Source organism: Kineococcus sp. AC630, assembly GCF_979255925.1.
In genome coordinates, this window is record NZ_CEEDMJ010000003.1 from 136,666 (window position 1) to 162,630 (window position 25,965).

23 protein-coding genes are annotated in these 25,965 nt (G+C 72.6%); 14 read left to right on the top strand and 9 right to left on the bottom strand.

Going from position 1 to position 25,965, the window contains the following annotated elements:
- Positions 1-13 precede the first annotated feature (13 nt).
- Positions 14-769: an SDR family NAD(P)-dependent oxidoreductase gene (locus tag AC0I8G_RS04360; RefSeq protein ID WP_471728827.1), complete on the bottom strand. Its 756-nt coding sequence runs from the start codon at positions 767-769 to the stop codon at positions 14-16.
- 85 nt (positions 770-854) lie between these two features.
- Here AC0I8G_RS04360 and AC0I8G_RS04365 point away from each other — a divergent pair, with 85 nt between their 5' ends.
- A complete protein-coding gene (locus AC0I8G_RS04365) occupies positions 855-1,709 on the top strand; it encodes a helix-turn-helix transcriptional regulator (protein WP_471728828.1) in 855 nt (284 codons plus the stop codon).
- On the opposite strand, the gene AC0I8G_RS04370 is transcribed toward AC0I8G_RS04365, so the two are convergent.
- Positions 1,684-2,553 (bottom strand): NAD(P)-dependent oxidoreductase, encoded by an 870-nt coding sequence (locus tag AC0I8G_RS04370; RefSeq protein ID WP_471728829.1) that lies wholly within the window; start codon positions 2,551-2,553, stop codon positions 1,684-1,686. The genes AC0I8G_RS04365 and AC0I8G_RS04370 overlap by 26 nt on opposite strands.
- A 136-nt stretch (positions 2,554-2,689) precedes the next feature.
- Here AC0I8G_RS04370 and AC0I8G_RS04375 point away from each other — a divergent pair, with 136 nt between their 5' ends.
- Together AC0I8G_RS04375 and AC0I8G_RS04380 are read left to right on the top strand one after the other, a co-directional pair.
- Positions 2,690-4,027, top strand: coding sequence for a sensor histidine kinase (locus AC0I8G_RS04375; protein WP_471728830.1), 1,338 nt, complete (start codon positions 2,690-2,692; stop codon positions 4,025-4,027).
- A gap of 40 nt (positions 4,028-4,067) precedes the next feature.
- Complete coding sequence (locus AC0I8G_RS04380) at positions 4,068-4,760, top strand: response regulator transcription factor (protein ID WP_328293339.1); 693 nt, start codon at positions 4,068-4,070, stop codon at positions 4,758-4,760.
- Between the two features lie 47 nt (positions 4,761-4,807).
- Here AC0I8G_RS04380 and AC0I8G_RS04385 read toward each other — a convergent pair whose 3' ends face one another.
- Positions 4,808-5,671, bottom strand: coding sequence for an aldo/keto reductase (locus AC0I8G_RS04385; protein WP_328293340.1), 864 nt, complete (start codon positions 5,669-5,671; stop codon positions 4,808-4,810).
- A 144-nt stretch (positions 5,672-5,815) separates the two neighbouring features.
- The gene (locus tag AC0I8G_RS04390) at positions 5,816-7,897 is read right to left on the bottom strand and encodes a S9 family peptidase (protein ID WP_471728831.1); all 2,082 of its coding nucleotides are present in this window, start codon (positions 7,895-7,897) and stop codon (positions 5,816-5,818) included.
- Positions 7,898-7,963: 66 nt separating this feature from the next.
- Here AC0I8G_RS04390 and AC0I8G_RS04395 point away from each other — a divergent pair, with 66 nt between their 5' ends.
- Both AC0I8G_RS04395 and AC0I8G_RS04400 read left to right on the top strand, forming a co-directional pair.
- Positions 7,964-8,386, top strand: coding sequence for a VOC family protein (locus AC0I8G_RS04395; protein WP_471728832.1), 423 nt, complete (start codon positions 7,964-7,966; stop codon positions 8,384-8,386).
- A 47-nt stretch (positions 8,387-8,433) separates the two neighbouring features.
- Positions 8,434-10,173 carry a DNA polymerase gene (locus AC0I8G_RS04400; protein ID WP_471728833.1) on the top strand — a complete coding sequence of 580 codons (1,740 nt, stop codon included), beginning with the start codon at positions 8,434-8,436 and terminating at the stop codon, positions 10,171-10,173.
- Between the two features lie 33 nt (positions 10,174-10,206).
- On the opposite strand, the gene AC0I8G_RS04405 is transcribed toward AC0I8G_RS04400, so the two are convergent.
- The 3 genes from AC0I8G_RS04405 to AC0I8G_RS04415 form a co-directional block, all read right to left on the bottom strand.
- A complete protein-coding gene (locus tag AC0I8G_RS04405) occupies positions 10,207-11,592 on the bottom strand; it encodes an ATP-dependent 6-phosphofructokinase (protein ID WP_328293348.1) in 1,386 nt (461 codons plus the stop codon).
- Positions 11,593-11,674: 82 nt separating this feature from the next.
- The gene (locus AC0I8G_RS04410) at positions 11,675-13,690 is read right to left on the bottom strand and encodes a bifunctional copper resistance protein CopD/cytochrome c oxidase assembly protein (protein WP_471728834.1); all 2,016 of its coding nucleotides are present in this window, start codon (positions 13,688-13,690) and stop codon (positions 11,675-11,677) included.
- A gap of 98 nt (positions 13,691-13,788) precedes the next feature.
- Positions 13,789-14,199 carry an ATP-binding protein gene (locus tag AC0I8G_RS04415; RefSeq protein WP_380261676.1) on the bottom strand — a complete coding sequence of 137 codons (411 nt, stop codon included), beginning with the start codon at positions 14,197-14,199 and terminating at the stop codon, positions 13,789-13,791.
- Positions 14,200-14,570: 371 nt separating this feature from the next.
- On the opposite strand from AC0I8G_RS04415, the gene AC0I8G_RS04420 reads away from it, so the two are divergent.
- The 5 genes from AC0I8G_RS04420 to AC0I8G_RS04440 all read left to right on the top strand — a co-directional run bounded on the left by AC0I8G_RS04420 (position 14,571) and on the right by AC0I8G_RS04440 (position 19,736).
- Positions 14,571-15,119, top strand: a complete 549-nt coding sequence (locus tag AC0I8G_RS04420; protein ID WP_471728835.1) for a MarR family winged helix-turn-helix transcriptional regulator — start codon at positions 14,571-14,573, stop codon at positions 15,117-15,119.
- Positions 15,116-17,158 (top strand): MDR family MFS transporter, encoded by a 2,043-nt coding sequence (locus AC0I8G_RS04425; protein WP_471728836.1) that lies wholly within the window; start codon positions 15,116-15,118, stop codon positions 17,156-17,158. The genes AC0I8G_RS04420 and AC0I8G_RS04425 overlap by 4 nt, the downstream gene beginning before the upstream one ends.
- 162 nt (positions 17,159-17,320) lie before the next feature.
- On the top strand, positions 17,321-17,773 hold the full coding sequence (locus AC0I8G_RS04430) for a Fur family transcriptional regulator (protein WP_471728837.1): 453 nt from the start codon (positions 17,321-17,323) through the stop codon (positions 17,771-17,773).
- Positions 17,774-17,798: 25 nt separating this feature from the next.
- Positions 17,799-18,314 (top strand): Dps family protein, encoded by a 516-nt coding sequence (locus AC0I8G_RS04435; RefSeq protein WP_471728838.1) that lies wholly within the window; start codon positions 17,799-17,801, stop codon positions 18,312-18,314.
- A gap of 66 nt (positions 18,315-18,380) precedes the next feature.
- Positions 18,381-19,736, top strand: a complete 1,356-nt coding sequence (locus AC0I8G_RS04440) for an 8-oxoguanine deaminase (RefSeq protein ID WP_471728839.1) — start codon at positions 18,381-18,383, stop codon at positions 19,734-19,736.
- On the opposite strand, the gene AC0I8G_RS04445 is transcribed toward AC0I8G_RS04440, so the two are convergent.
- Entirely contained in the window at positions 19,723-21,018 is a 1,296-nt protein-coding gene (locus AC0I8G_RS04445; protein WP_471728840.1) for an MFS transporter, read from the bottom strand. The genes AC0I8G_RS04440 and AC0I8G_RS04445 overlap by 14 nt on opposite strands.
- A gap of 83 nt (positions 21,019-21,101) precedes the next feature.
- Here AC0I8G_RS04445 and AC0I8G_RS04450 point away from each other — a divergent pair, with 83 nt between their 5' ends.
- The 4 genes from AC0I8G_RS04450 (at position 21,102) to AC0I8G_RS04465 (ending at position 24,821) form a co-directional block, all read left to right on the top strand.
- On the top strand, positions 21,102-21,662 hold the full coding sequence (locus AC0I8G_RS04450; protein ID WP_471728841.1) for a TetR/AcrR family transcriptional regulator: 561 nt from the start codon (positions 21,102-21,104) through the stop codon (positions 21,660-21,662).
- A gap of 64 nt (positions 21,663-21,726) precedes the next feature.
- Positions 21,727-22,569, top strand: coding sequence for an HpcH/HpaI aldolase/citrate lyase family protein (locus tag AC0I8G_RS04455; protein WP_380261690.1), 843 nt, complete (start codon positions 21,727-21,729; stop codon positions 22,567-22,569).
- A gap of 117 nt (positions 22,570-22,686) precedes the next feature.
- The gene (locus AC0I8G_RS04460; protein WP_471728842.1) at positions 22,687-23,760 is read left to right on the top strand and encodes a hypothetical protein; all 1,074 of its coding nucleotides are present in this window, start codon (positions 22,687-22,689) and stop codon (positions 23,758-23,760) included.
- Positions 23,761-23,882: 122 nt separating this feature from the next.
- Complete coding sequence (locus AC0I8G_RS04465; RefSeq protein ID WP_471728843.1) at positions 23,883-24,821, top strand: hypothetical protein; 939 nt, start codon at positions 23,883-23,885, stop codon at positions 24,819-24,821.
- Between the two features lie 11 nt (positions 24,822-24,832).
- Here the strand turns inward: AC0I8G_RS04465 and AC0I8G_RS04470 are convergent, their stop codons facing one another.
- The gene (locus AC0I8G_RS04470; RefSeq protein WP_471728844.1) at positions 24,833-25,906 is read right to left on the bottom strand and encodes a ScyD/ScyE family protein; all 1,074 of its coding nucleotides are present in this window, start codon (positions 25,904-25,906) and stop codon (positions 24,833-24,835) included.
- Positions 25,907-25,965 lie beyond the last annotated feature (59 nt).

Consider the following 25,965-nt stretch of genomic DNA (forward strand, 5'->3'; position numbering starts at 1 on the left):
CCGCCCTCCCGGGTCAGGCGCCCTGACCACCCGTCACCGGCAGGACCGCCCCGGAGACGAACGACGCCCGGTCGCTGAGCAGCCAGCAGGCCGCCTCGGCCATCTCCTCCGGCTGGGCGATGCGCCCCAACGGGATCGCCGCGGTCCCGGCCTCGATGATGCCGGGGCTCACGACCTCCCAGTCCCGCACCATGTCCGTCAACGTGAGGCCCGGCGCGATGGCGTTCACCCGGATCCCGTCGGGCCCGTAGGTCACCGCGGCGCTCGCGGTGAGGGAGTTCACGGCCCGCTTCGCCGTCCCGTACGCGGGCAACATGGGGTTGGCGTGCAGCGCGCCGATGCTGGAGGTGTTGACGATGGCGCCGCCACCGCCGGCGCGCATGGCCCGGACCTGGGCGGCGACGGCGAAGAACACCCCCTTGTGGTTCAGCCGCTGGACCCGGTCGAAGTCCTCCTCGGAGAACTCCGCGATGCCCTGCGGGGGGACGTTCATCCCCGCGTTGTTGAAGGCCGCGTCGAGGCGGCCGTGCCGTTCGAGGACGACGTCGACGACCCGCTGCACGTCCGCGACGTCGCCGAGGTCAGCGGTCACGCTCGAGACGGTGGAGCCGTGCTCGCGCAGCTCCTCGACGAGGGCGGTCATGTCGCTGCGGGCGGCGAGGACGAGCGTCGCGCCCTCCCGGGCGAACAGCCGGGCCGCGGCGGCACCGATCCCCCGGCTCGCCCCGTTGATGAGGGTCACTTTGTCCTGCAACATCTTCTCGGTCATGTCCCCACCGTGCGCGGGCCGGACGGGGACAGCCAGGTACACCGCGTACCTGGCTGGGTCGGCGTCCGGGGCGCACCCTGGGGGCGTGGACCGCAGAGCACTCGCCGACTTCCTGCGCAGCAGGCGGGAACGGATCGCCCCGCACGACGCCGGTTTCCCGGTGGGCCGTCGCCGGACCCCGGGCCTGCGTCGGGAGGAGGTCGCCGCGCTCGCGCACGTCTCGCCGGAGCACTACACCCGCCTGGAGCAGGCGCGGGGCTCGCGGCCCTCGCGGCAGGTGCTGACGGAACTGGCCCGGGCGCTGCGGTTGTCCGACGCCGAACGCGGGCACCTCTTCGACCTCGCCGGGGAACCGCTGGACCGTCCGGACGAGATCTCCACCGACGTCCCCCCGCACGTGCGGGAGCTCCTCGACCGGCTGCCCGGGACCGCCGTGCTGGTGTTCGACGCGCGGTTCGACGTCATCGCCTGGAACCCGCTGGCCGCCGCTCTGCTGGAGGACTTCTCGGCGGTCGCGCCGAAGGAGCGGAACCTGCTGCACCGCTACTTCCTGGGTCTGGACCCCGCGACCCGGCACTACGGCCTGTCGCACGGTGAGGACTTCGCCCGCTACGCCGTGGCCCGGTTGCGCTCGGCCCTGGCCCGCTACCCCGGCGACCGCCGTCTGCGGGTCCTGTTGCGGGAGTTGCGGTCCGGTAGCCCGGAGTTCGTCGAACGCTGGGAACGCGACGACGAGGTCGTCGTCACCCGGCACCTCACCAAGGCGGTGGACCACCCCGTCGTGGGACGCCTCGACCTCGACTGCAGCGTCCTCCTGGTCCCCGACCGGGACCAGGAGGTCGTGCTCTTCACCGCGCCGCAGGGCTCCGCGGCCGCGGAGGTCCTGGAACTGCTCGGGGTGGTGGGGAACCAGTTCAGCGGGGCTCGTGCCGGGCGATGACGGAGAAGTCGTCGTCACCGTGACCGGCGCGCTGGGCCTCGAGCAGGGCCTGGGCCGCCGCCGTCAGCGACGGCAGCGGCAGCGTCGAGGTGTCCAGCATCAGCCCGGCGTCCTTGAGCAGCAGGTCCGCGGAGAACTGCGTGTTCCCGAACTCCCCGCTGCGCAGGTTGTCCCCCTTCATCCCCGCGATGAGGCCCAGCCCGGTGCCCTTGAGGGTCGTGAGGACCTGCTCGAGGTCCAGACCGCCGGACGTGCCGAGCCGGACGGCCTCGACGAGGCCCTGGAAGGAGACCGCGAGCGCCAGGTTCGCCACGAGCTTGCCGGTCGCGGCGGCGGCCGCCTCGGGCAGCACCTGCAGGCGTTCGGGGTCGGCCCACAGCGACACGAAGGGGAGCGCCGCGTCCGCGTCCGGACCGCCGACGAGGACGCCGAGGGACCGGTTCGCGGCCGGTCCCAGCGATCCGACGACCGGGGAGTGGACGTGGCGGACGCCACGGTCGTGCGCCCAGGCGGCGTGCTCGGCGGCGTCGGCGGGCGAGATCGTGGTGACGTCGATCCACAACGTCCCGGCGGCCAGGTCGAGCCCGTCGAGCACGACCTGGCGCACGGCGGCGGGCCCGAACAGGGCGGTGACCACGACCTCGGACCCGGTCACGGCGTCCTGGGCGTCGCGCGCGGCGCTCGCCCCGGCGGCGATGAGTTCCGCGTCGGATCCGGGGGTCCGGTTCCAGACGTGGATGTCGTGTCCGGCGGTGACGAGGTGGCCGGCGAGGACGCGCCCCATGCGGCCGAGACCGAGGAAGGCGATCCGGCGGGGCTGATCGGTGGGCGGTTGCGTGGGCACGGCCGGATGCTACGGGCGGGTCTCCCCCGCGGCACCCCACGGTTCGCCGCGGTGCGCTGGCGAGCGACGGAGGCGGGAGACGACGAGGGACGATCGACGGACGTCGGACACCGGGCCACGTCCCTAGGCTGACCCGGTGAGCGCCCTCGTCACTCCCGTCGACCCGTGGGTCACCCGCTGGCGCTTCGCGCCGCGGGTGCGGGACGTGCTGGCCATCCTCATGTCGTTGTTCTTCGCGTTCGCCTGGTTCCACGCCGTCGTCGTCGGCCCGGAGCGCAGCCAGGCCGGCGGCCCGCCCGCGTTCGTCTCGCACGGGATCCCGTGGGGCTCGGTCACCCCGGTCCAGGTGGGCATGGCCGTCGTCGTCGTGGCGACGTGCCTGGCGCTGTGGTGGCGGCGCAGCCACCCGGTCCTGCTGTGCATCGTGACCTTCGCCGTGGCGTTCCTGTTCGCCTTCGACGGTGCGCTCTTCCTCGCGCTCCTGACCCTGGCGGTCCGGCGCCGGGACCGGTTGCTCGTGCTGGCGGCGGTCGTGGCCGGGGTGGCGGTGACCTCCTCGAGCCTGCGGACCTCCGCCGACGGGTGGACGCTCGCGATCACCTGGTCGCTCATCGGGGTGTCCCTGGGCACGTTCGTCGGGGCGTTCGTGGGTGCCCGTCGTGATCTCGTCCGGTCGCTGCGCGAACGTGCCGAACGGGCCGAGCACGAACAGGTGCTGCGGGCCGAGCAGGCCCGGTTGGCCGAACGCACCCGGATCGCGCGGGAGATGCACGACGTCCTGGCGCACCGGATCTCGCTGGTGGCGCTGCACGCGGGCGGGTTGGAGGTGCGTCCCGACGTCGGGCCGGACCAGGTCGAGTCGACGGCCGCGACGATCCGCGAGACGGCGCGCTCGGCCCTGGAGGACCTGCGCCGGGTCTTGGGTGTCCTGCGGGCTCCCGGGACGTCGTCGGCCGCGACGTCCGCCGCCGAACTCACCCCGCAACCGACGCTGGTCGACGTCCGCCGGCTCGTCGAGTCGACCCGCGAGGCGGGGGTGGCGGCGGAGTTCCGCACCGACGTCCCCGTGCACGCCGACGTCCCGGCCGAACTCGGGCGCACCGTGTACCGGGTCGTGCAGGAGGGGCTGACGAACGTCCACAAGCACGCGCCGTCGGCGCAGACCGTGGTGACGATCTCCGGTGAGGTCGGCCGCGAGATGCTGGTGTCGGTGGTCAACGCGCGGCCCAGCGGCCAGGCGACGGGCCTGCCCGGGGCCGGTTCCGGTCTCGTCGGGCTCTCGGAGCGGGTGGGGCTGGCGGACGGGACGATCACCTCCGGTCCGGAGCCCGGGGGCGGTTTCGCGGTGCGGGCCCGGTTGCCGTGGGCCGCCGCGGACGGCCGTCCCCGTCGGCCGGGATCCGCGGCCTGGACGCCGCCGGATGCGAGGATCGTCCGGACCCCGGCCGGGACCGGTCGGGCCGAGGAACCGTGAACGACGTGACCGAGCAGAGCAGAACGACGAGGAGAACCCGGTGAGCGGACCCGACGGGTCGCAGCAGGACGGCAGGCCCACCCGGGTGCTGCTGGTCGACGACGACGCCCTGGTGCGGGCGGGGCTGCGGATGATCCTGTCCAGCGCCACCGACATCGAGGTCGTCGGCGAGGCCGAGAACGGGGCCCAGGCCGTCGAGGGGGTCGCGGCGCACCGCCCGGACGTCGTGCTGATGGACGTGCGGATGCCCGTGATGGACGGGCTGACCGCGGCGAAGGCCATCACCGAACGCCCGCAGGCCCCGAGCGTCGTGATGCTCACGACGTTCGACCTCGACGAGTACGTGTTCCAGGCCCTGCAGGCCGGGGCGACGGGTTTCCTGCTGAAGGACACCCCGCCGCGCGAACTCGTCGCCGCGGTGCGGATCGTCGCCGCCGGCGAGGCGATGCTCTCCCCCACCGTGACCCGTCGCCTCGTCGGGCACTACGCCGCGGACGCCGTGAACCCCCGTCGCCGCGAGGCGACCGAACGGCTGACCCTGCTGACCGAACGCGAACGCGAGGTCCTCGCCTGCGTCGGTCAGGGGATGTCGAACGCCGAGGTCGGCAAGGAACTGTTCATGAGCGAGGCGACCGTGAAGACCCACGTGTCGCGCCTGCTGACGAAGCTCGAGGCCCACAACCGGGTGCAGGTCGCGATCGTCGCCCACGACGCGGGCCTCCTCGACGTCTGACCACCCGTGATCCCGCTGGGGGAACCCAGCGGGATCACGGTCGGGGGTCAGCGGCCGGCGGTGGCGAGGGTCTCGAACTCCTCGTCGGTGAGTTCGACGTCGGCCGCGGCGAGGTTCTCCTCGAGGTGGGCGACGGTCGAGGTCCCGGGGATCGGGACGATGACGGGCGAGCGCCGCAGCAGCCAGGCGAGCGCGAGCTGCGAGGTGGACGCCTCGCGGTGCTGCTTCGCGATTTCGTCGAGCGGCCCACCCGGTCGGGCGAGGGTCCCGGCGTCGACCGGGGCCCACGGGATGAAGGCGATCCCCTGCTCCTCGCAGAACTCGAGCAGGTCCTCGGCACGACGGTCGCCCAGGTTGTAGCGGTTCTGGACCGAGGCGATCGACAACCCGGCGGCCTGCGCGGCCTTCACCTCGTCCACGCCGACCTCGGACAACCCGACCTGCAGCGCGAGGCCCTCGTCGACGAAGGACTTGATCTCGCCGAACTGCTCCTCCGCCGGCACCTTCGCGTCGATGCGGTGCAACTGCCACAGGTCGATCCGCTCGACGCCGAGGCGGCGCAGCGACATGAGGAGGCACTGGCGCAGGTACTCGGGGCGACCGAGCGGCGGCCAGACGTCGGGGCCGGAACGGGTCAGACCGCCCTTGGTGGCGATGACGACGTCGCCGTACCCCGAACCGTCGTGGAGGGCCTCCTTGATGAGGTCCTCGGAGTAGTAGGGGCCGTAGGAGTCGGCGGTGTCGATGAAGGTGACGCCGAGTTCGACGGCCCGGCGCAGGACACGGACGGCTTCGTCGTGGTCCTTCGGCGGACCCCAGACACCGGGGCCGGTGATGCGCATGGCGCCGTAGCCGAGTCGGTGGACGGTCTTGCCGCCGAGGTCGATGGTTCCACTGGCGGAGACGGGCACTGGTCCTCCTGCGGGGAGTTCACGAGAGCTGGCCCCGGAACGGTAGGTCGCGCGCCCCGGCCCCGCATCCGGGAACCCCACCCGTGATCTTGCTGGGAAACCCAGCAAGATCACGGATGGGGAGGTGGGCGGTTCGAGGAGACCTCAGCGCAACAGCTCCGGCGTCCGGAACGGCACCCCGTGCACGTGGGTCGCGAGGAACGCGAACACCGTCTCGTACCAGAGCGCCGTGTGGCCCGGGGTGAGCACCCAGTGGTTCTCGTCGGGGAAGTAGAGGAACCGGTGCGGCAGCTCGGCCGGGTCGCCGCTCCCCTGCTGGTTCAGCGTCCACCACAACCGCAGCCCCTCGCCGATGGGGACGCGGTAGTCCTTGTCCCCGTGGATGACGAGCATCGGCGTCACGATCTTCGCGGCGTGCGCGGCGGGGTCGTTGGCCGCCTGCATCTGCTGCGTCATCTCCCGCGACCAGTACCAGGCCGCGTCCGTGGTCGGCCCGAACTGGTCGAGCGCGAACAGGCTGGCGTGGGTGACGATCGCGCGGAACCGGTCGGTGTGACCGGCGATCCAGTTCGCCATGTAGCCGCCGAAGGACCCGCCCATCGCGGCCGTCCGGGCGGCGTCGAGGTCGGGACGCTCCAGCGCCGCGTCCGTCACCGCCATCAGGTCGGTGTAGGGCTGATCACCCCAGGCTCCCCACCCGCGGGCCAGGAACTCCGCGCCGTAGCCCGTCGACAACCCGGGGTCGGGCAGCAGGACCGCGTACCCGCGGGCGACGGCCAGCCACGGGTTCCACCGCCACGACCACGCGTTCCACGACCCGAGCGGACCGCCGTGGATCCACAGCAGCAACGGCGCCGGTGCGGCGTCGCTGGCCCCGGCCGGGAGCGCGAGCCACGCCCGCAGCGGGCTGCCGTCGAGCGCGGTCGCGGTGACCTCGGTGAGCGATCCGGGCAGGTCGGGCACCGTGGTCGGCCCGCGGAGGACGACCGGTTCCTGACCGGCCACCCGCGCGTCGAGGCGCACGACCGCGGGCGGGGCGTCGACGGCGGAGCGCACCGCGAAGACGTGCGCGCCGTCGGGGGAGACCTGCAACGACCCGTAGGCGCCCGCGTCACCGCTCAGCCGGGTCCTGGACCCGTCGGCGAGCGCCACCCGGAACACCGGTGCGGCGCCGTGGTCGTCCACGGCGAGGAAGAGTTCGTCGGAGCCCGGCCCCCACTGCGGCGCGGCACCCCACACGTCCCAGTCGGCGACGACGTCACGGGCCGGGGCCGAACCGTCGACGGGCACGACGACCAGCCGCAGGCGGGGCGGCAGCGTCGGCGTCGAGACGGACTCCGCGACCGCGGCGACCCAGCGACCGTCCGGGGACACCGACAGCGCACCGAACTCCCGTTCGGGGTCCTCGGCGACGACGCGGACGGAACCGTCGTCGGTGGCGATCGCCACGACGCGGACGTGCTGCGCCCCGTGCCCGCTGAACACCGTCTCGGTGGTGAGGAGTTCCCGGCCGTCGGGGGTCAGCGCGGCCGAGGCCTCGTCGTAGCGGCGTCCCGGCGTCGGCGTGAGGTCCTGCCAACGGCACGAATCCCGTTCTCCCGCAGAGGGTTCAGACGGGACGTCGGCCACGAGGTAGCGCGGTTCGTCCGGTCCGAGGTCGCTGTCCCAGTACCGCACGGGGTAGCCCGCGTGCAGGATGGCGTTGACGCCGGCGTCCTTGCGGGCCGTGCGCCGGGCGGCGTCCGACGTCGGACCCTCGGTCGCGTCGTCGGACCCCGGCAGCGTCGACGACGTGACCACCACGCGGTCCCCCCGGCGGGCGGTGAGCGGGGTCGCGACGCCTCCCGGGCGCGACCCGACGGCCCGGGCCTCTCCGCTGACCGGCAGGGCCCACAACGCCGCCGGGGCGTCGTCCTTCGACTCGGCGTCCGGATCCGGGCGTGCGGAGGTGAACAGCAACGTGCCGTCGGCGACGAACGCCGGTGACCCCTCCGCGGCGGAACCGCGGGTCAACCGGTGGGCCGGTCGCCCTCCCGTGGGATCGACCTCCCAGAGCGCCCCGCGCCACCGGGTGCGTTCGCGGTCGAGCGTGGCGACCGTCGTCACCAGCCGCGAGCCGTCCGGGGAGAGGGTCAGCCCGCTGAGGCGGGGCAGGGCGAGGAAGGCGTCGAGGTCGGCGAAGGGTCCGGCGGCAGGACCGGTGACGGGATCGGTGGCACGGGGCACGACGACAGTCCTACTCCCCCGCCGGTCCGAACTGCCGGGCGGCTCCGACGGTGCGACAGTTCGCGCGTGACCATCACCACCACCGGCATCAGCCACCTCCGCCTCACCGTCCGCGACCTCGCCGCGTCGCGGCACTTCTACGACACCCTCTTCGGCTGGGACGTCGCGGTGGAGATGCCCGCGGACGCCGACGAGGCGACCCGCGAGCAGCTCTGGTTCCTCTTCGGCGGGATCATCTACAGCTCCCCGAGCGGGCTCTTCGGGTTGCGTCCCGTCGCCCCCGGGACCGATGGGTTCTCCCCGGACCGGGTCGGACTGGACCACCTGTCGCTGTCGGTGGCCTCCCGGGCCGACCTCGACGCGGCGGTCGAGGTGCTCGACTCCCTCGGCGCGCCGCACGGTGAGGTGAAGGACATCGGGTCGATGTTCCTGCTGGAGTTCCGCGACCCCGACGGGATCGCGCTGGAGCTGGCGGCGCCGAAACCCTGACCCCCGCCCCCTCCGGCGGTGTCGGAGGGGACGGACAGACTGTCCGGGTGGACGTGACGACTGACCTTCGCGCTCTGGGCCGGGTGCCGGAGCTGGGACTCGTCGTCGTGCCCGGCGGTCTCGGGCTGGCCGCGGGCGGCCACCGCTGGGCCGTGGCCACCACCGAGCCCGCCGACCTGCTGCGCGTGCTGGAGGCGGAGTTCGCACCCCGCTGGACCTGGTGGTCGGCGTCCGCCGCGCTGGGCCGGGTCGCTCCCGTGCACCTGGCCCGGTGCCACGACCTCGCCGCGGTGCACCGGCTGGCGTTCGGCGGCTCGCGCGAGGACGCGGGCGCCGTCTGGGCGGGCGCGCACGACCGTCCCGCTCCCCCACCACCCTCGCGGCGGCCCCTCGCCGCCCACGGCACCGGTCTCCTCGACCTCGACGGGGCGGGAGCCGACGACGAACCCGTCCGCGAGGACGGCCAGGTGTCGCCCACCTGGGCCGAGGGGTCGGCCTTCGACGTCGACCTGCCGCTGCGGCTGGAACGGGCCGCGCGCTGGGCCGAGCTGGCGCTGGCCGTCGCGTCAGCGCAGTCCCGGGTCCTCGCCACCCTGCCCGACGGGCGGGTCACCCCCGGTGGGCCACCCCTGGCGGTCCAGACGGGGTTCGCGGAGTCGGCGTCGGCCGTGCTGGCCGTGGAACTGTCGCGGACCGGGTTGCCGCTGGACCGGAGCACCGCCGAGGCGATCGTCGCGGACGCCGTGGGTCCACGTCCCTCCTCCCCGGGTGACGAGCAGCGGTTGCGCGCCCTGCGCGACGCACCGGTCCGCGAACACCTCGGGGAGATCGACCTGCGCAACCCCGCCCAGGTGCTGTCGGGGCTGCGCGGTCTGGGCTTCGACGTGAGCGACACCCGGGCCTGGCGCCTGGAACGGCTGCGTGACGCGCACCCGGGGATCGCGGCCCTCCTGTCCTGGCGCAAGGGCGAGCGGCTGGCGACGACGTACGGCTACCGCTGGCTGGACGAGCACGTCGGCCCGGACGGCCGGTTGCGGGGCGAGTGGTCCTCGGCCGACGCGGCGGCCGGGCGGATGACGGCACAGGCCGGTCTGCACAACCTGCCGGCGGAACTCCGCCCCGCCGTCGCGGCCGAGCGGGGACACGTCCTCGTCCGGGCGGACCTCGGGCAGGTGGAACCCCGGGTCCTCGCGGCCGTCTCGCACGACCCGGGCTTCGTCGCCGCGACGCAGGCCGACGACCTCTACGCCCCCGTCGCCACCGCGCTCGCCGTGGACCGCCCCACGGCCAAGGTCGCCGTCCTGGCCGCGATGTACGGGCAGACCTCCGGGGCCGCGGGCGAGGCCCTGAAGCGGATGGACCGCGCCTACCCGAGCGCGCTGGGTTACCTGCGCGCGGCGGAGGAGGCCGGCCGCCAGGGGCAGGACGTCAGGACCTACGGCGGGCGGCGGGTGCGGATGTACGAGATCGCCGACGGCGGCGACGCGGGGGCCGCGATCGCCGCCCGGGGGCGGTTCGCCCGCAACGCCGTCGTCCAGGGTGCCGCCGCGGAACTGTTCAAGGCGTGGGCGGCGACGGTCCGGGCCGGGTTGTCCGGCACCGGGGGAGGGATCGTGCTGTGCCTGCACGACGAACTGCTGCTGCACGTCCCGGAGGCCGAGGCCCAGCAGGCCGCGGAGCTCCTGACCGCCGCCCTGGACCAGACCGCCGCCCGCTGGTCGGCGGGCAGCGGGGTGCGCTTCGTCGCCGACGTCTCGATCGTCAGGCGGTGGTCGGAGGCGAAGTAGGACACCCCGACCCCGCCCGGGACCGGGGTGCGGTCACTGGCCGCCGAAGGCGCTGACGTGCTCGGCGGCGAACTCACCGAAGGACCACGGCTGACCCGTCGCCTCCAGCACCGACCACCACAGGTCGCCGTGCGGGTCGACCTGGTTGCGGGCCGAGACGGCGAGGGCGATCGGGATGTGCACGAAACGCCGGCGCCAGCGGCCGACCACCATGTTCGTCCGGCCGGCCATCGCGGCGTGGACCGCGGCGTGCGCGAGGCGGATGCAGTAGACGCTGTCGTAGGGGTTCGCGGGGACGCTGCGGATGACGTAGCTCGGGTCGATGTAGCGCATGTTGAGCTCGAGGTCGTGCTTGGCGAAGTCGTCGGTGATGGCCTGGCGCAGCAGTCGGCCGACGTCCTGGAGCTTCTTGTTGCCCGACGCGTCCTTGAGGCCGTCGTCGTCGAAGAGCTCCTGCCCGGCACCCTCCGCGGCGACGACGAGGGCGTGGCCCTGGGTCGCGACCTTCTCGCGGAGCTTCTCGAGGAACCCGCCGGGGCCCTCGAGGCTGAACGGCACCTCGGGGATCAGCACGAAGTCGGCGTCGTTCTGGGCGAGGGCGGCGTAGCAGGCGATGAAGCCCGAGTGGCGCCCCATGAGCTTGACGATGCTGACGCCGTTGGGCGCCGTCCGCGCCTCGACCTTCGCCGAGCGGATCGACCGGGTGGCCTCGCTGAAGGCCGACTGGAAGCCGAAGCTCTGGTCGATGAAGGGGATGTCGTTGTCGATCGTCTTCGGGATGCCGACGATCGCGATCTTGAGGTCGCGTTCCTTGATCTCGGCGGAGATCTTCTGGGCGCCGCGCATGGTGCCGTCGCCGCCGATGACGAAGAGGATCGAGATGCCCATGCGCTCGAGGCAGTCGACGACCTCGACGGCGTCCTGCTGGCCGCGGGAGGTCCCGAGGATCGTGCCGCCCTCGCCGTCGATGTTGCCCACCGACTCGGGCGTCAGGTCGACGACGTCGTGGCCGTAGCGGGGGATGAAGCCCTGGTAGCCGTTCTTGAACCCGTGGATCCGGCGGACGCCGTAGTGGGTGGTGAGTTCGGAGACCAGGCCGCGGATGACGTTGTTGATGCCCGGGCAGAGCCCACCGCAGGTGACGATCCCGACGCGGGTCTTGGAGGGGTCGAAGAAGATCTTCTTCCGCGGCCCGGTGGGTTCGAGGCTGGGCAGGTCCTCGAGGTCCCCGTCGCGACGGGACACCTTGGAGAGGGTGTCGTCGAAGAGGACGCGGTCGGTCTCCTCGATGTAGTGGTGCGTCGTGCGCCGGGCCTGGAGGCGGGGGGCGAGCGGGGAGTCGACGGTGCGCGGTCCGAGCGCCTCGACGGTGAAGTCGATCGGCTCACGACGCGCGGGACTGTCGATGGGCTCAGCCATGGCTGCGCTGGTCCTTTCCTGGCGACGACGTCGAGGTTCCATCATCGGGCACCCGTCGTGACTCCCGTCACGGCGGGGTCCCTCAGGAGTGCGGTTCCTTCCGGTCGGCGAGGCGCTGCAGCATCGCGTTGTAGTCGTTGAGCTCGGCGTCACCGTCTCGGGCGGCCTTGCGGTCGCTGCGGCGGTTCTCGCGGGTGTCCGAGCGGGACCAGCCGATGGCCACCCCGAGCACCAGCAGCAGGGTCGGGAACTCGCCGATGCCCCAGGCGATGTCGCCGCCCTCCTGCTGCTTGGCGAGCAGGTTCGCGGTCGGGGTGATGTGGGCGAACCATTCCGGTGCGAGCAGCGTCGTGCCCACCATCAGCGAGACGCCGAAGAAGGCGTGGAAGGCCATGGTCGCCAGCAGCAGGATGAGCCGCAGCGGGTACGCGGGCCGCTGCGGGCCGGGGTCGACGCCGATGAGCACGGAGGCGAAGAGGTACCCCGTGCTCAGGAAGTGCACCATCATCAGCTCGTGCCCGACGTGGGTGCGCAGCGCGAGCTCGAAGAGCGGCGAGAAGTAGAAGACGATGATCGACCCGGCGAAGAGCACGGCCGCCACCAGCGGGTGCCCCAGGATCGCGAAGTAGCGCGAGTGGACGACCACGAGCAGCCACTCGCGTGCGCCGCGGGAGTGGTCGCGACGGGCGGGCAGCACCCGCATCGCGAGCGTGACGGGGGCTCCGAGGACGAGCATCGGCGGCACCGCCATCGTCAGCAGCATGTGCTGCATCATGTGCGTGCTGAAGCTGATCCGGCCGTAGGCGGCCGGGCCCCCGTTGGTGACGAAGAGCAGCGCGAGGCAGCCGATGACCCACCAGATCGTCCGGCCCACGGGCCAGCCGTCGCCGCGCCGGCGCAGCCGTCGGACCCCGACGAGGTAGCCGACCAGCAGCAGGCTGCCGATGGTCAGCCACAGCAGGTCCGGGCTGGTCCGGGTGAACCAGCGCACGATGGTGAACGCCGGCGGGACCGGTTCACCGAGCAGCGTCGCGGCCGCCGAGGAGCTGGGGTCGCTGTCCGGGACGGGGGTGGGGCTGCGGCTCAGCGCGACGCCGAGGCCCGTCGCGGCGCCCATCAGGACGAGTTCGCCGGCGGCGATGCGGAGGAAGGCCCGGGGCCGCTCGGCGAGCAGCGGGATCGTGCGGCGGCGGTGCCAGACCCCGAACGCGCCGAGCCCGACGAGGGCGACGACCTTGCCGACGACGAGCGCGCCGTAGGCCGAGTCCAGTCCGGACCAGCCGCCGAGGCGGACGGAGGCGTTGAGGACCCCGGACAGGGCGACGGCCGCGAAGCACCACAGGGCGACGGTGGAGTACCGGGTGGCGAGGGTGGTCAGGTCGACGGCACGGCGCCCCTTCGCGGGCCCGGCGGAACGACCGGTCAGGGGTGCGACGAGGAGCACGGCCCCCAGTCCCCCCACCCAGAGGGTCACGCCGATGAGGTGCATGGCCAGTGAGCTGACGGCGGTCTCGTGCGAGGACGACCCCGACGCGTGCCCGGACAGGGAGAGCGGGAGGAGCGCGATCACGCTCACCGCCGTCCCCCAGGCGGCGCCGGTGGGCCCGGTCGCGGCGGCTCCGATCGTCGCGGCGACGGCGGCGAGGACGGTCGTGACCAGCAGGGCGCGTCCGAGGTCGATCGACTGGGCGAACTGCGCGAACTGCGCGCCGAAGTCCGAGCCCCCGGGGGCCGCGCCGATGATGTCCATGGCCGTGAGGACCAGGACGAGGAGCGCGGCCACGGCCCACACCCCGGCGGCGACCCCGCCGATCCGCACGGCGCGGGTGAAGGCGTCGCTGGGTTGGGGGAGCAGGAACGTCGCCACCGCGAACCCGCCGACGGCGAGCGCCGCGGACAGGTCGTGGACGGTGCGCGCGATCGGCAGCCCGTAGCGGACGAGGGCTCCCGGGTCACCGAGGGCGGGGACGGCGAGTCCGCCGCCGAGGGCGAGGGCGGTGAGCAGGACCGCGAGCGCGGCGAGGAGGACGGCTGCCGAGGTCAGCAGGGCGCCGGTGATCGGGGTTGCGCTGCGGGCCGGGCGGGTAGGTGCGGCCACGTGGCCAGGGTAGGTCGTCACCCTGGGGATCGCCGCCCCGTCCGGGGCGTCCTCGGTCACACCGGCCGACGGGTGGCTCGCCAGGAGGGCCCGGAGGGTCAGGCGCTGGCGCGGACGGGGGCGACAGCGGTCGCGACGTCGAACCAGACGGTCTTGCCGTAGCTCTCGACGTCGACGCCGTGGGCGTCGGAGAGCGCTTCGACCAGGGCCATGCCGCGGCCGTTGAGGGCTTCGGGGTCGACGTCGCGGCGCTGCGGGAGACGGGTGTTCTCGTCGCCGACGCCGACGCGGACGTGCGACCCGGCGTGCCCGACGCGCAGGACGACCTCGCTGCGGCCGTGCAGGACGGCGTTGGTGACGAGTTCCGCGGTCAGCAGCAGCAGCGTGTCGACGACGTCCCCGAAGATCCCCTCGGCGATGCACCAGTCGGCGACGAAGTGCCGGGCCGCGCGCGAGGACATCGGGACGGGCGCCAGCGTCGTCTCGTGCGACCAGTCCGTGAACGACACTCCGTGACTCTCCCGATACGTAGGGTTACAAAGCACCGTAGCGCAGCGTCGCTCGAACGGCGTAGTCCGTCGCGTCGGTGCGTGCGGGAGCCCGCGCGAGGACCCGGACCGGGCCTGTTGATCCATCACCACGCTGTACCCCCCGATACGTGCTTGCGGCTGGTAACTTGTTTGTAGTTGCATGTAGCAGTCAAGGATCCGACCACCGCGTCCGATGACCTCACAGACACCGTCTGGGCGGTCATCTCCCGGGTGGTACTTCGTCCCGCCCGCACTCACCGTTACACCCGGTGAGCGGCGGGACGCACCGGCAACGTCAGCCCACCTCCCTGGAGTCCACGCATGACCTCTCCCACCCGGAGCGCACGGCGGTGACCACGACCACCGAGCCTCCCCGCACCGCGGCGCAGCCGACCCCCGCGACGCCGGTGCCCACGCACGAGCAGCAGCTCGCCGCGCTCTCCGACGAGGTCAGCCGCCAGGTGCGTGCCCTGCACTCCCTCAAGGCCCGGATGGCGCGCGGGCAGTCGGAGGTGGAACGTGCCATGCACGTCGTCCTCTTCGTGCTCGCCGACGCCGGACCCCTGCGGGTCAGCGCCCTCGCCGAACGCCTCGGCACGGACCCGTCCACGACGAGCCGCCAGACCGGCGAGCTGGTCAAGCGCGACCTGCTCCGCAAGCTCCCCGACCCCGACGACCGTCGCGCCAGCCTGCTCGCGGTCACCGACGCCGGCCACGACGTCGTCGTGACCATGAAGCAGCGCCGCCACGAACAGCTCGCGGCGGCCGTCGACGGTTTCGACGCCCACGAGCTCACGGTGTTCACCAGCCTGCTCGCCCGGTTCGTGGACGGCCTCGAAGGGGCCCACCCCGAATGCCTCCGCCCCACCTCCACCCCCGCCGCCCAGGAGAACGCATGAGCAACACGACCGCCGGTTCGTCACCGGCGCACTCCCCCTCGGCTCCGGAGATGCCCGTGCTGACGCACCGGCAGATCCTGGCGATCCTCTACGGGTTGCTGCTGGGCATGTTCCTCGGTGCGCTCGACCAGACGATCGTCTCGACCGCGATCCGCACCATCGCCGACGATCTCGACGGGTTCTCGCTGCAGGCCTGGGCCACGACGGCGTTCCTCATCACGTCGACGATCTCCACGCCGCTCTACGGCAAGTTGTCGGACATGTACGGACGGCGGCCGTTCTTCATCGCCGCCATCGTCATCTTCGTCGTGGGTTCCGCGCTCTGCGGCATCTCGACCTCGATGTACGAGCTCGCCGGGTTCCGCGCCCTGCAGGGTCTCGGCGCCGGCGGTCTGATGTCGCTGGCGCTGACGATCATCGCCGACATCGTCCCGGCCCGTGAGCGTGCGCGCTACCAGGCCTACTTCATGATGGTCTTCGGCACCTCGAGCGTGCTGGGCCCCATCGCCGGCGGTTTCCTCTCCGGTCAGTCGACGATCCTCGGCCTCACCGGATGGCGCTGGATCTTCTGGATCAACGTACCGCTGGGCGCCCTGGCCCTGACCGTGGTCCTGAAGAACCTCAAGCTGCCCAAGCGTTCCACCAAGCACCGCATCGACTGGCCGGGTGCGCTCACCCTGATCATGTGCCTCGTGCCGCTGCTGCTCGTGGCCGAGCAGGGCCGCACCTGGGGCTGGTTCAGCGCCGGTTCCATCGCCTGCTACGCCGTCGGCCTCGTCGGTCTCATCGGTTTCATCCTCGCCGAACGCGCCTACGGCGAGGAGGCGCTGCTCCCGCTGCGCATGTTCCGCGGTCGCACGTTCTTCGTGGGCAGCCTCAGCAGCCTGATCCTCGGCATGGGCATGTTCGGTGGTTTCGCCGTCCTGCCGCAGTACCTGCAGGTCGTCAAGGGCTCCACGCCGACGGAGGGCGGTCTGCAGATGCTGCCGATCGTCCTGGGCATCATGTCGGCCAGCATGATCTCCGGGAAGGTCATCGCCCGGACCGGGAAGTACAAGTTCCTGCCGGTCATCGGCACGGGCCTCATGGTCATCGCGCTGTTCGGGTTCTCCCGCGTCAACGCGGACACCCCGATCTGGCAGACCATGATCTGCATGCTGCTCATGGGCTGGGGCCTCGGCGGCAACATGCAGCCGATCATCCTGGCCGTGCAGAACGCCGCCGCCCGCACGGAGATCGGTGTCGCCACGAGTTCCGTGACGTTCTTCCGCCAGATGGGCGGGACCCTCGGTACCGCGGTGTTCCTGTCGATCCTGTTCTCCTCGCTCGGCGGCCACATCGCCGACGAGTACGCCAAGGCCGGCCCGACGCCGGCCTTCCAGGCCGGGCTCGCGCAGGCGAAGCTCGACCAGCCCGGACTGCAGGCGACGCTGGCCAAGGCGACGGACAACACGTCGATCCTCTCGACGCTGCCCGACGCGGTGACCCACCCGTTCAAGGTCGGTTTCACCGACTCGACGAGCCTCATCTACCTCGTCGCGGCGTGCGTCATGCTGCTCGGCTTCATCACCGTGCTCTTCCTGCCGGCGCTCCCGCTGCGGGGCGCACCCGGTGCGGCTCCGGCCGGCCCCGGCCCGGAGGGTGCCGCCGCGGCCCCCGTCGAGGCAGCCGGCGCCCCCACCGAGGCGATGGCCCTCACCGCGCAGGGGAAGGCGCCGTCCACTGGCGGCTCTCCCTCCTCCGCCGGTACGGTCGCTGCCGTGGACGGGATGGCACCGGGAGAACTGGCCGAACGCATCCGCAGCGGTGTGCAGCAGGCGAAGGCCGCGCAGCTCGCCATGGAGGAACTCGCTCTCGAGGCGGGACGCCGCGAGGCCGCGTTCGACACCGCCGTGGAGAACCTCCGCGAACTCGGACTCGACGAGTCCTCGATCGAGGCCGCCCTCGGCGAGGAGGCCTCGGCTCCCCGGGGTCGCCACGCGGGTGCCCCCGAGGAGGCAGCCGAGCCGGCGCGCGAACAGCTGGGTGCGCAGAGCTGACGCGCTGACCTGACACGCCGACCCGACGCAGGACGGCCCCGGAACGCACCCGCGTTCCGGGGCCGTCCTGCGTTCCCCGTCGTCACGGAAGACAGCCTTCCCTTGCCATGCGTAGGCTCACCTTATTTTGACAAAAGCAAAAGAAGAGGTAGGTTCGTCGTCGTGAGCCCGCTGGACGACACCGCGACCGAGGAGCTGCTGCGCACCGCAGGACTGCGCAGCACCGCACCCCGTCGCGCCGTCCTGCAGGTCCTGGAGGACCACCCGCACCAGACCGCCGCGGGTGTCGCGGAACTGCTCGGGGAGGCGGGAGCCGGCATGTCCCGCCAGAGCCTCCACAACGTGCTGGAGGACCTGACCCGCACGGGAGTCCTCCGCAGCATCCAGCCCGTCGGATCCGCCCCGCGCTACGAGACGGAGGTGGACGACAACCACCACCACATCGTCTGCCGCGAGTGCGGTGCCGTCTCCGACGTCGCCTGCGCGACGGGGCGAGCCGCCTGCCTGACCCCGGCGTCGACCCCGGACTTCCCGGTCGTCGAGCACGCCGACATCACCTGGTGGGGGTTGTGCGTGAACTGCGCTCCCACCACGCTGACCCGCCCGACCCGCTGACCCCACCGAAACCCAGGAGGACACCGTGACCACCCTCGACGACGTCAAGACCGCCGGCCTCACCCAGGAGAAGGTCGCGGGCTTCAACGCCAGCTCGCGTCTGAACAGCGGCCTGCAGGAGGTCCTCGTCGACCTCACGGCACTGCACCTGCAGGGCAAGCAGGCCCACTGGAACATCGTCGGCGCGAACTTCCGCGACCTGCACCTGCAGCTCGACGAGCTGATCGACGCCGCCCGCACCTACGCGGACGACGCAGCCGAGCGCATGCGCGCCGTCGGCGGCATCCCCGACGCCCGCCCGGGCACCGTCGCGAGCACCACCAGCATCGGCGACTTCGGCGCCGACGAGATCTCCACCTCCGCCGCCGTCGAGGCCATCGTCGCGATGACGCGACGCACCATCGACACCATCCGCCGCGTGCACGACCCGATCGACGCCGAGGACCCCTCGACCGCCGACCTGCTGCACGGTTTCATCCTCGGCCTGGAGAAGCAGGCCTGGCTGATCGGTTCGGAGAACCGGGCGCCGCGTCGCCGCTGACCTCCGTCCACGCCGCAGCCCCGGTGGGCTGAGACGACACAGCCCCGGTGGGGCAGGATCGGCACCATGCCGAGCCTGCTCATCACCGGGGCCGCCGTCGTGACGGTGGACGCCGCCGGGACCGAACACCCCCAGGGGTACGTCCTCGTCCGCGACGGGGTGATCGCCGAGGTCGGTGCGGGTGAGCCTCCGGTCGGGACGACCGCCGACCGCGTCGTGGACGCCCGGGGCCACCTCGTGACCCCGGGCTTCGTCAACACCCACCACCACCTCTACCAGTGGGCGACACGGGGTTTCGCCGTCGACAGCGGGCTCTTCGACTGGCTCACGACGCTCTACCCGATCTGGGCGCGCCTGGACGCGACCGACGTCGAGGCCGCAGCGCGTGCCGGCCTCGCGCGGTTGGCCCTCACCGGCTGCACCACGTCGATGGACCACCACTACCTGCACCCCCACGACGGCGGCGACCAGCTCGCCGCGAGCATCGAGGCCGCCCGCACGGTGGGGCTGCGCTTCTCCCCCACCCGCGGGTCGATGGACCTGGGGAACTCCGCCGGCGGTCTGCCGCCCGACTCCGTCGTCGAGACGATCGACACCGTGCTGACCGCGACGGCCGACGCGGTGGCGCGCCACCACGACACCTCGGCGGGATCGATGGTCCGCATCGGGGCGGCTCCGTGCTCGCCGTTCTCGGTCACCCCGGACCTGCTGCGGCAGACGGCCGCGCAGGCGGCGGAACTCGGCATCCGCCGGCACACGCACCTCGCCGAGACCGACGACGAGGAGGAGTTCTGCGCCCGCACCTTCGGCGCCCGCCCGGTCGAGGTGCTCGAGGACCTCGGGTGGCTCGGGCCGGACGTCTGGCTCGCGCACTGCGTCCACCTCTCCGACTCCGACATCGCGACGCTGGCCCGGACGGGGAGTTCGGTGGCGCACTGCCCGAGTTCCAACGCCCGTCTCGGCGCGGGGATGGCCCGCACCCGCGACCTCCTCGCCGCCGGGGTGACCGTCGGCCTGGGCGTCGACGGCGCCGCGTCCAGCGAGCAGGGCAGCCTCGCCGACGAGTTGCGCCAGATGGTCTACACCGCCCGCCTGCGCGGCGGTCCCGACACCATGAGCGCCCGGGACGCGTTGCGCGCCGCCACGATCGGGGGCGCCACCTGCCTCGGACGGCAGGAGGAGATCGGTTCCCTCGAGGTCGGCAAGCGCGCCGACCTCGCTCTCTGGGACCTGCGCGGCCTCGGTCACGCCGACCTCGACGACGCCGTCGTCGCGCTCGTCATCGGCCCGACCCCGCCGTTGGCGTTGTCGACCGTGGAGGGCCGGGTCGTCGTCGAGGACGGCGAACTGCGCACCACCTCGCAGGAGCAGGCCGTCACCGACCTCGTCGCCGCCCGCCGCCGCGTCCTCAGCCGGCGTTGACCACCGGCCGCCGGCTCCGCGCCACCAGGAGACCGGCGGCCACCGCCCCGAGGGCGAGCGCCGCCCCGCTGGCGAACACCGAGGTGTGCACGCCGACGACCGCGCCGAGCAGTCCGACGGTGAAACCGCCCCCGACCCGCAACCCACCCGACGCCATCGAGTAGACGCCGATGGTCCGGCCCCGCACCGCCGGATCGGCCTTGAGCTGGACGATCGTCTGGGTCACCGAGACCGACACGATGTTGGCCAGGCCGCCGACGACCAGGACCCCCACGGCGAGCGGGAGGTTCCCGCTGACCGCGAACGCCGCGACGGCAGCACCGAACAGGAACGTCGAGACGACGGCCGCCGCGAGGTTGGGGCGGACCCAGCCGGTGGCCTCCAGGACGATCCCGCCCACGACCCCACCGAGGCCGTTGGCGAACAGCAGCACCCCGTAGGCGGTGTCCGCGGTTCCCGTCCCGAACTGCTCGGCGAACTCGGGCATGACCGTCTGCAGCGCGGAGCCGATGAACAGCGAGGTCAGGCCGGCGACGGCGATCGCGCCGGCGATCTCCGGGTCGCGCATCACCTGCCGGGCCGAGCGCAGGGCACCGAGCGCACCGATGCGTTCGCGGGCGACGATCCCCGAACGGGTGTGGCCGGTGAACCTCGTGCGCAGCAGGAAGACCGTGAGCGGCAGGTAGACCAGGGCGTTGACGAAGATCCCCGTCTCGGGTCCGAACCCGACGAGCAGCGCCGACCCTGCGACCGGGCCCAGCAGCACACCGAGCCCCTGGAACGTCGAGTTCATCCGCACGGCGCTGGGGAGTTCGTCGCGCCCGACGAAGTCCTGCAGCATCATCTGCTCCGCCGGTCGCCAGAGCGAACCCGCCGTCCCGTGCAGCACCAGCAGGACGCAGGCGGCGGGAATGCTGAGGTGGTCGGTCACGAACAGGACGCCCCAGGAGATCGAGACGGCCATGAACAGCAGCTGGGCGACCTGGATCACCCGCCGGCAGTCGTAGCGGTCGGCCAGTCCACCGAACCACACCGAGAGCAGCAGGAACGGCGTCCAGTGGCTGATGACCTGGAAACCCGTCAGCGCCGGGGAGTGGAACTGCTGCCAGAGCACCCAGTAGGTGATGACGTGCTCGACGTTGTCGGCCATCATCGACAGCATCCCGCCGACGAGGTAGGGGCCGCAGTCCCGGTTGCGCAGGGCGGCGAACCGCCGGACGGGCGAGGGCCCGGCGGCGACGGGTTCCGGGACGTGGGTGGGGTTTCCGCAGCCGGCGCACACGGCGGGCCCTCCTCTCGACGGTGGGTCAGTGCCTCGGCAAACTACCACCGTTCCGAGACACGGTGTACCGGTATGGTCGGGGGATGACCACCGGACCCGTCGGCCGCCCCCGCAGCGAGTCCGCGCGCCACGCCGTCCTGCGCGCCGTCGACGACCTCCTCGTCGAGGTCGGCTACGCCGGGGTGACGATGAAGGGGATCGCCGAACGGGCGGGCGTCGGGCGCCAGACGGTGTACCGGTGGTGGTCGACGACGGCCGAGATCCTCCTCGAGGCCTGCGTGGACGACGCCCGCGAGGAACTGGCGACGGCCCCGCAACCCGACGCCCACCGCGAGGTGCACGGGTACCTGCGGCTGCTGGAGGCGTTCCTGCTGCACTCCCACGCCGGCGCCTGCTACCGCGTCCTGCTCGGGGAGACGCAGCACGACACGAGGGTCCGCGACCTCGTCGCGCGCGCCGACATCCTGGCCCCGAGCGCCCGGGCCTGCCTGGAACGGGTCGGCACGCACCTGGGACGGGACCGCCTCACCGACGACCTCCACGTCGCCGAACTGGTCGGTCCGCTCGTCTACTCCGTCCTCACCACCGGCCGCGGCCCCGACCTCGACGCCCTCACGACGCACCTCCTCGCCGCCTGGGCGTGAGACTGGCCACTCGAACGGGCGTGGGGACGGACCGGGCGGCGCGTCAGCGCTACCGTCGGTGCCCATGACCGCTGAACGCAAGGTGCACATCGTCGAGCCCCGCTACGCGCGCACGTGGTTGCTCGTCAACGCCACCCGGACCGAGCTGTTCGACGTGGCCGCCGCCTCCCGGGCCGACCAGGTCGTGCTCGACCTCGAGGACGCCGTCGACCCGAGCCACAAGGACTCCGCCCGGGACGACGCCGTCCGCTGGCTGAGCGACGGCGGAGAGGCCTTCGTCCGGATCAACGACGTGACGACGCCGCACTGGCGCGACGACGTCGACGCCCTCAAGGGTGTCCCCAACCTGCTGGGCGTGATGCTGGCCAAGACCGAGGCCGGTGAGCAGGTCGAGGCGACCTACCACGCCCTGGGCGGTCAGACTCCCGTCGTCGCGCTGTGCGAATCGGCCCTCGGCATCGAGGAGGCCCGCGAGATCGCCTGCGCCCGGGGGACCTTCCGCCTCGCCTTCGGCTCCGGGGACTACCGCCGCGACACCGGCGCCAGCGCCGAGGACCTCGCGATGGCCTACCCCCGCAGCCGTCTCGTCATCGCCAGCGCGATCGGCAAGCTCCCCGGGCCGATCGACGGCCCGACCACGGGCGGCGGCCACCCCGAGCTGCGCGAGGCCTCCTCGGTCGGGGTCGCGATGGGGATGATGGGCAAGCTCTGCCTCGACGCCGAGCAGTCCAACGTCATCAACGAGGTCATGAGCCCCAACGTCTCCGACGCCACCTGGGCCCGCGACTTCATCGAGAACTTCGAGAAGAGCGGCGGGGTCGTCCGCGACGGGTCCGACCTCCCGCGCCTCGGCCGCGCCCGGCGCATCCAGGAACTGGCCGACGCCTTCGGGATCCAGCCGCTCTGAGCCCGTCGGCAGGTGCACGGGGAATCTGAACGAACTAGCGCGAGCTCCACCCGGACGGCGTAGTTTCTACCCTGGATACTACTGAGCGTCGTCCAGGGAGAACAGATGGTCACAACGATGACGCACGGACGGAAGCGGCGCTCCGGGCGGGCGGTGCTCGCGGGGACGGTACGGACGCTCGGACGCTCGGGCGCCGCCCGAGGACGGGCCACCGCCACCGCCACCGTGCTGCGACGCACGGCCTACGGCCTCGCCACCCTCGCGCTCGTCGCGGGCTCGACGACCGCGCTCGCCACCTCCGCGAACGCCCTGGACGCGGGCGCCCGACCCACCCTGAAGACGGTGCGGTCCCTGCCCTTCACCGGTCACGGCGACGAGTACGGCAACGGGGACGGCGGTCGGGGGACGGTCCGGGCGAACGCCGCCGTGAGCGCGGCCTGCAACGGCGGGAACCCGATCTCCGCGCCGCAGTGGTACACCCTCGGGAAGCAGCCGACCGGTTCGCTGCGGGTCGTGGTCGACGGGGTCTGGTACCCGCGCGGCATCGACCAGTTCCCCACCGGCTCCGCCGTCGTCGACCACTGGAGCGGGGAGGTGCTGGCCTGCACGGGGCAGACGCTGCCCCGGGCCAGCCGTCCCGTGGACGTGGTGGGCTTCACCACCGTGCCCTACAGCTACTCGCCCTACAGCCCGTTCGACCTCGTCACGACCATCGTCCCGGCGGCCTCCGCGCCACCGGTCAACGACGAGGTGATCGACGCCCAGCCCATCCCGGCGCTGCCGTTCACGTCCCGCGTGGACACCTCCCTCGCCGACGCGGACGGTCCCGACCTGGTCGACTACGAGCACTGCCTGCTCTCGGCGATCAACCCCGTCAAGGCCGGCACGGCCTGGTACCGGTACCGCCCGACGAAGACCGGTCCGGCGCCCGTCGTCTCCGTGTCCCCGTCGACGAACTGGACCGCGGGCAACACCGACGGCGGGGTGGGTCTGCGGACGGGGATCCTCGAACTGCGCACCGACGGCAGCACCCGGCTCGTCACGAACGACGACCCCTGGGACTGCGACACCCCCGTGCGGCTCACCAAGGGCAAGACCTACCTGATCGGCGTCGCCTACACCTGGGACGAGTACAGCGACTCGATCCCCCTCACGGGCGGACCGATCGACGTCTCGGTGTCCGCTCGCTGAGGTGCGCCCGGGCCGTCTTTCCATGATCTTCGGCAGCAATGTCACGGAAAGTACCCGAGCGATCACCTTGAAGCCGTAACTTCCTCCTGGGGAGTGACAGAGGGTCAAATCAGGGGGATCTCATGAACGCACGTCCGTCCGTCGCCGCCGGCCGCCTGCGGTGGTCGGGAATCGTCGTCGGGGCCGCCCTCGCCGGTGCCGTCGTCGCCGCGGCGCCGGCGCAGGCCGCCACCTCGAGCTCGACGGCGGCGAACGTGCGCACCCTCCCGTTCAGCGGGAGCGGCAGCGCGGACGGCACCGGCACCGGCGGGCACGGCACGGTCCGGGCGAACCGCGCGGTGGCCGCGGCCTGCAACGACGGCCGGGCCCTCAGCGCCCCGCAGTGGTTCGCCGTCGGCAAGAAGGCCGGTGGGTCCCTCGTCGCCACGGTCACCGGTAGCGGCACGGGCACCGCGGTCATCGACCACTGGAGCGGCGCGGTCCTCGCCTGCACCGGCGGGACGGTGGCGCGCGCCAGCCGCCCCGTCGACGTCGTCGCCTACTTCAGCGCCCCGGCCGGTGGCTCCCACTTCGACGTCACGATCGCCGGACCGTCCGCGACCGCGCCGTCGAACGACCGGCTGGAGAACGCGCACCCCATCTCCGCGCTGCCGTTCACGACCACCGCCGACACCTCAGCCGCCGACGCCGACGGCCCGGCGCTGAAGGACTACGAGCACTGCGAACTCTCGAACTGGTCCCCGACCCAGGGGAACACCGTCTGGTACAGCTACCGCGCGACCGTCACGGGCCCGGCCCCGGCGATCTCCGTCTCCCCCGCCACCGGCTGGGCCGACGCGGACACCCACGGGAGCTGGGCGCAGCAGGCCGGGATCCTCGAGGTGCTGCCCGACGGTGGGACCCGGCTCGTCACCAACGACGACCCGTGGGACTGCGACACCCCGGTCACCCTGCAGCAGGGCACGACCTACCTCATCGGCCTCTACTACGGCTGGGACGCCGACCAGGACAGCGTCCCGGTCAGCGGCGGCCCGGTGAAGCTCTCCGTCACCGCACGCTGACCGGGAGCCCCTCAACTGCGGACGAACGCCGAACCGTCCACCCGGACGACCTGGCCGAGGTGCGCGCCGAACCCGAAGATCCCGGCCGTGCTCCACGCCGTGGAGTAGAGCTGACCGTCCACGACCTTCAGCGACAGCGGCATCGTCACCTGCGCCGCGGTGCGCACACCCGCGCGGTCGACGCGGACGATCCGGCCGACGGTGCTCGGGTCGAAACCGGCCGGCGGCGGCCCGTCGCCCGCGGGCAGTCCCTCCAGGAGTTCGGAGACGTAGACCGCACCGGAGTCCCCGACCGCCACCCCCGTCGGGGCGCTGAACCCGGAGATGGTCCCGAGGACCTTCCCGCCGAAGGGATCGAGCACGTAGACCCGGCCCTGTCCGGGTGCCTCTCCCGAGAGGGTCGAGACGTAGAGGTTCCCGTCCGGGCCCCACGCCAGACCGGTGGGGACCGGGTCGCAGCCGGTGTGCTGCGGGTCGTTGTTGGGGCGTCCCTTGCAGGCACCCGTCGTGACGACCGGCGGCACGAAGAACGTGCTCACCTTCCCGTCCGGGGCGGCCACGAGCACCGCGTTCGCCCCGGCGTCGGCGACGAAGACGCGGTTGTCGAAACCACGGCCGGCGAGGACGGCGAACGGGTTGCTCAGGGCGTCCAGCGGGGCCCCGTCGGGCCCGAACTGCTGCTGCCCGTCGGGGTTGTTGGCCAGTTCGTAGGCCGCGAGGTCGGCGATCCTGTGCCGGGGCTTCCCGGTGACCGTCGAGTACAGCGTCGACGCGCCGGGGGTGCCCGCCTCGCCGGTGACGAAGTAGAACGTGTCGAACTTCCGGTCGACCCCCGACGGTCCGGGGATCTTGTTCAGCCGGGTGTAGGGACGCGTCCCGGGAGCGAAACCGCTGATCTCACCGGTCGAGCTCTCGGAGACGTAGAACTTCCCCGCCCAGTTCGACAGGCCCGTCGGGTCGTCGAAACCGGTCGCGACGACCGTCACCGGCGCGGGGGCCGGCGCGGCGTGGACGGGGGTGGCCAGGACCACCGAGGCGGTGGCGGCCACGAGGAACACTGCTGCAGAACGGAGGCGTTGCACCATTGCACTTCTCCTCGGTCACGGGAACCTCACAGGCTCCCCTGAGCGACGAAGGTAGACCT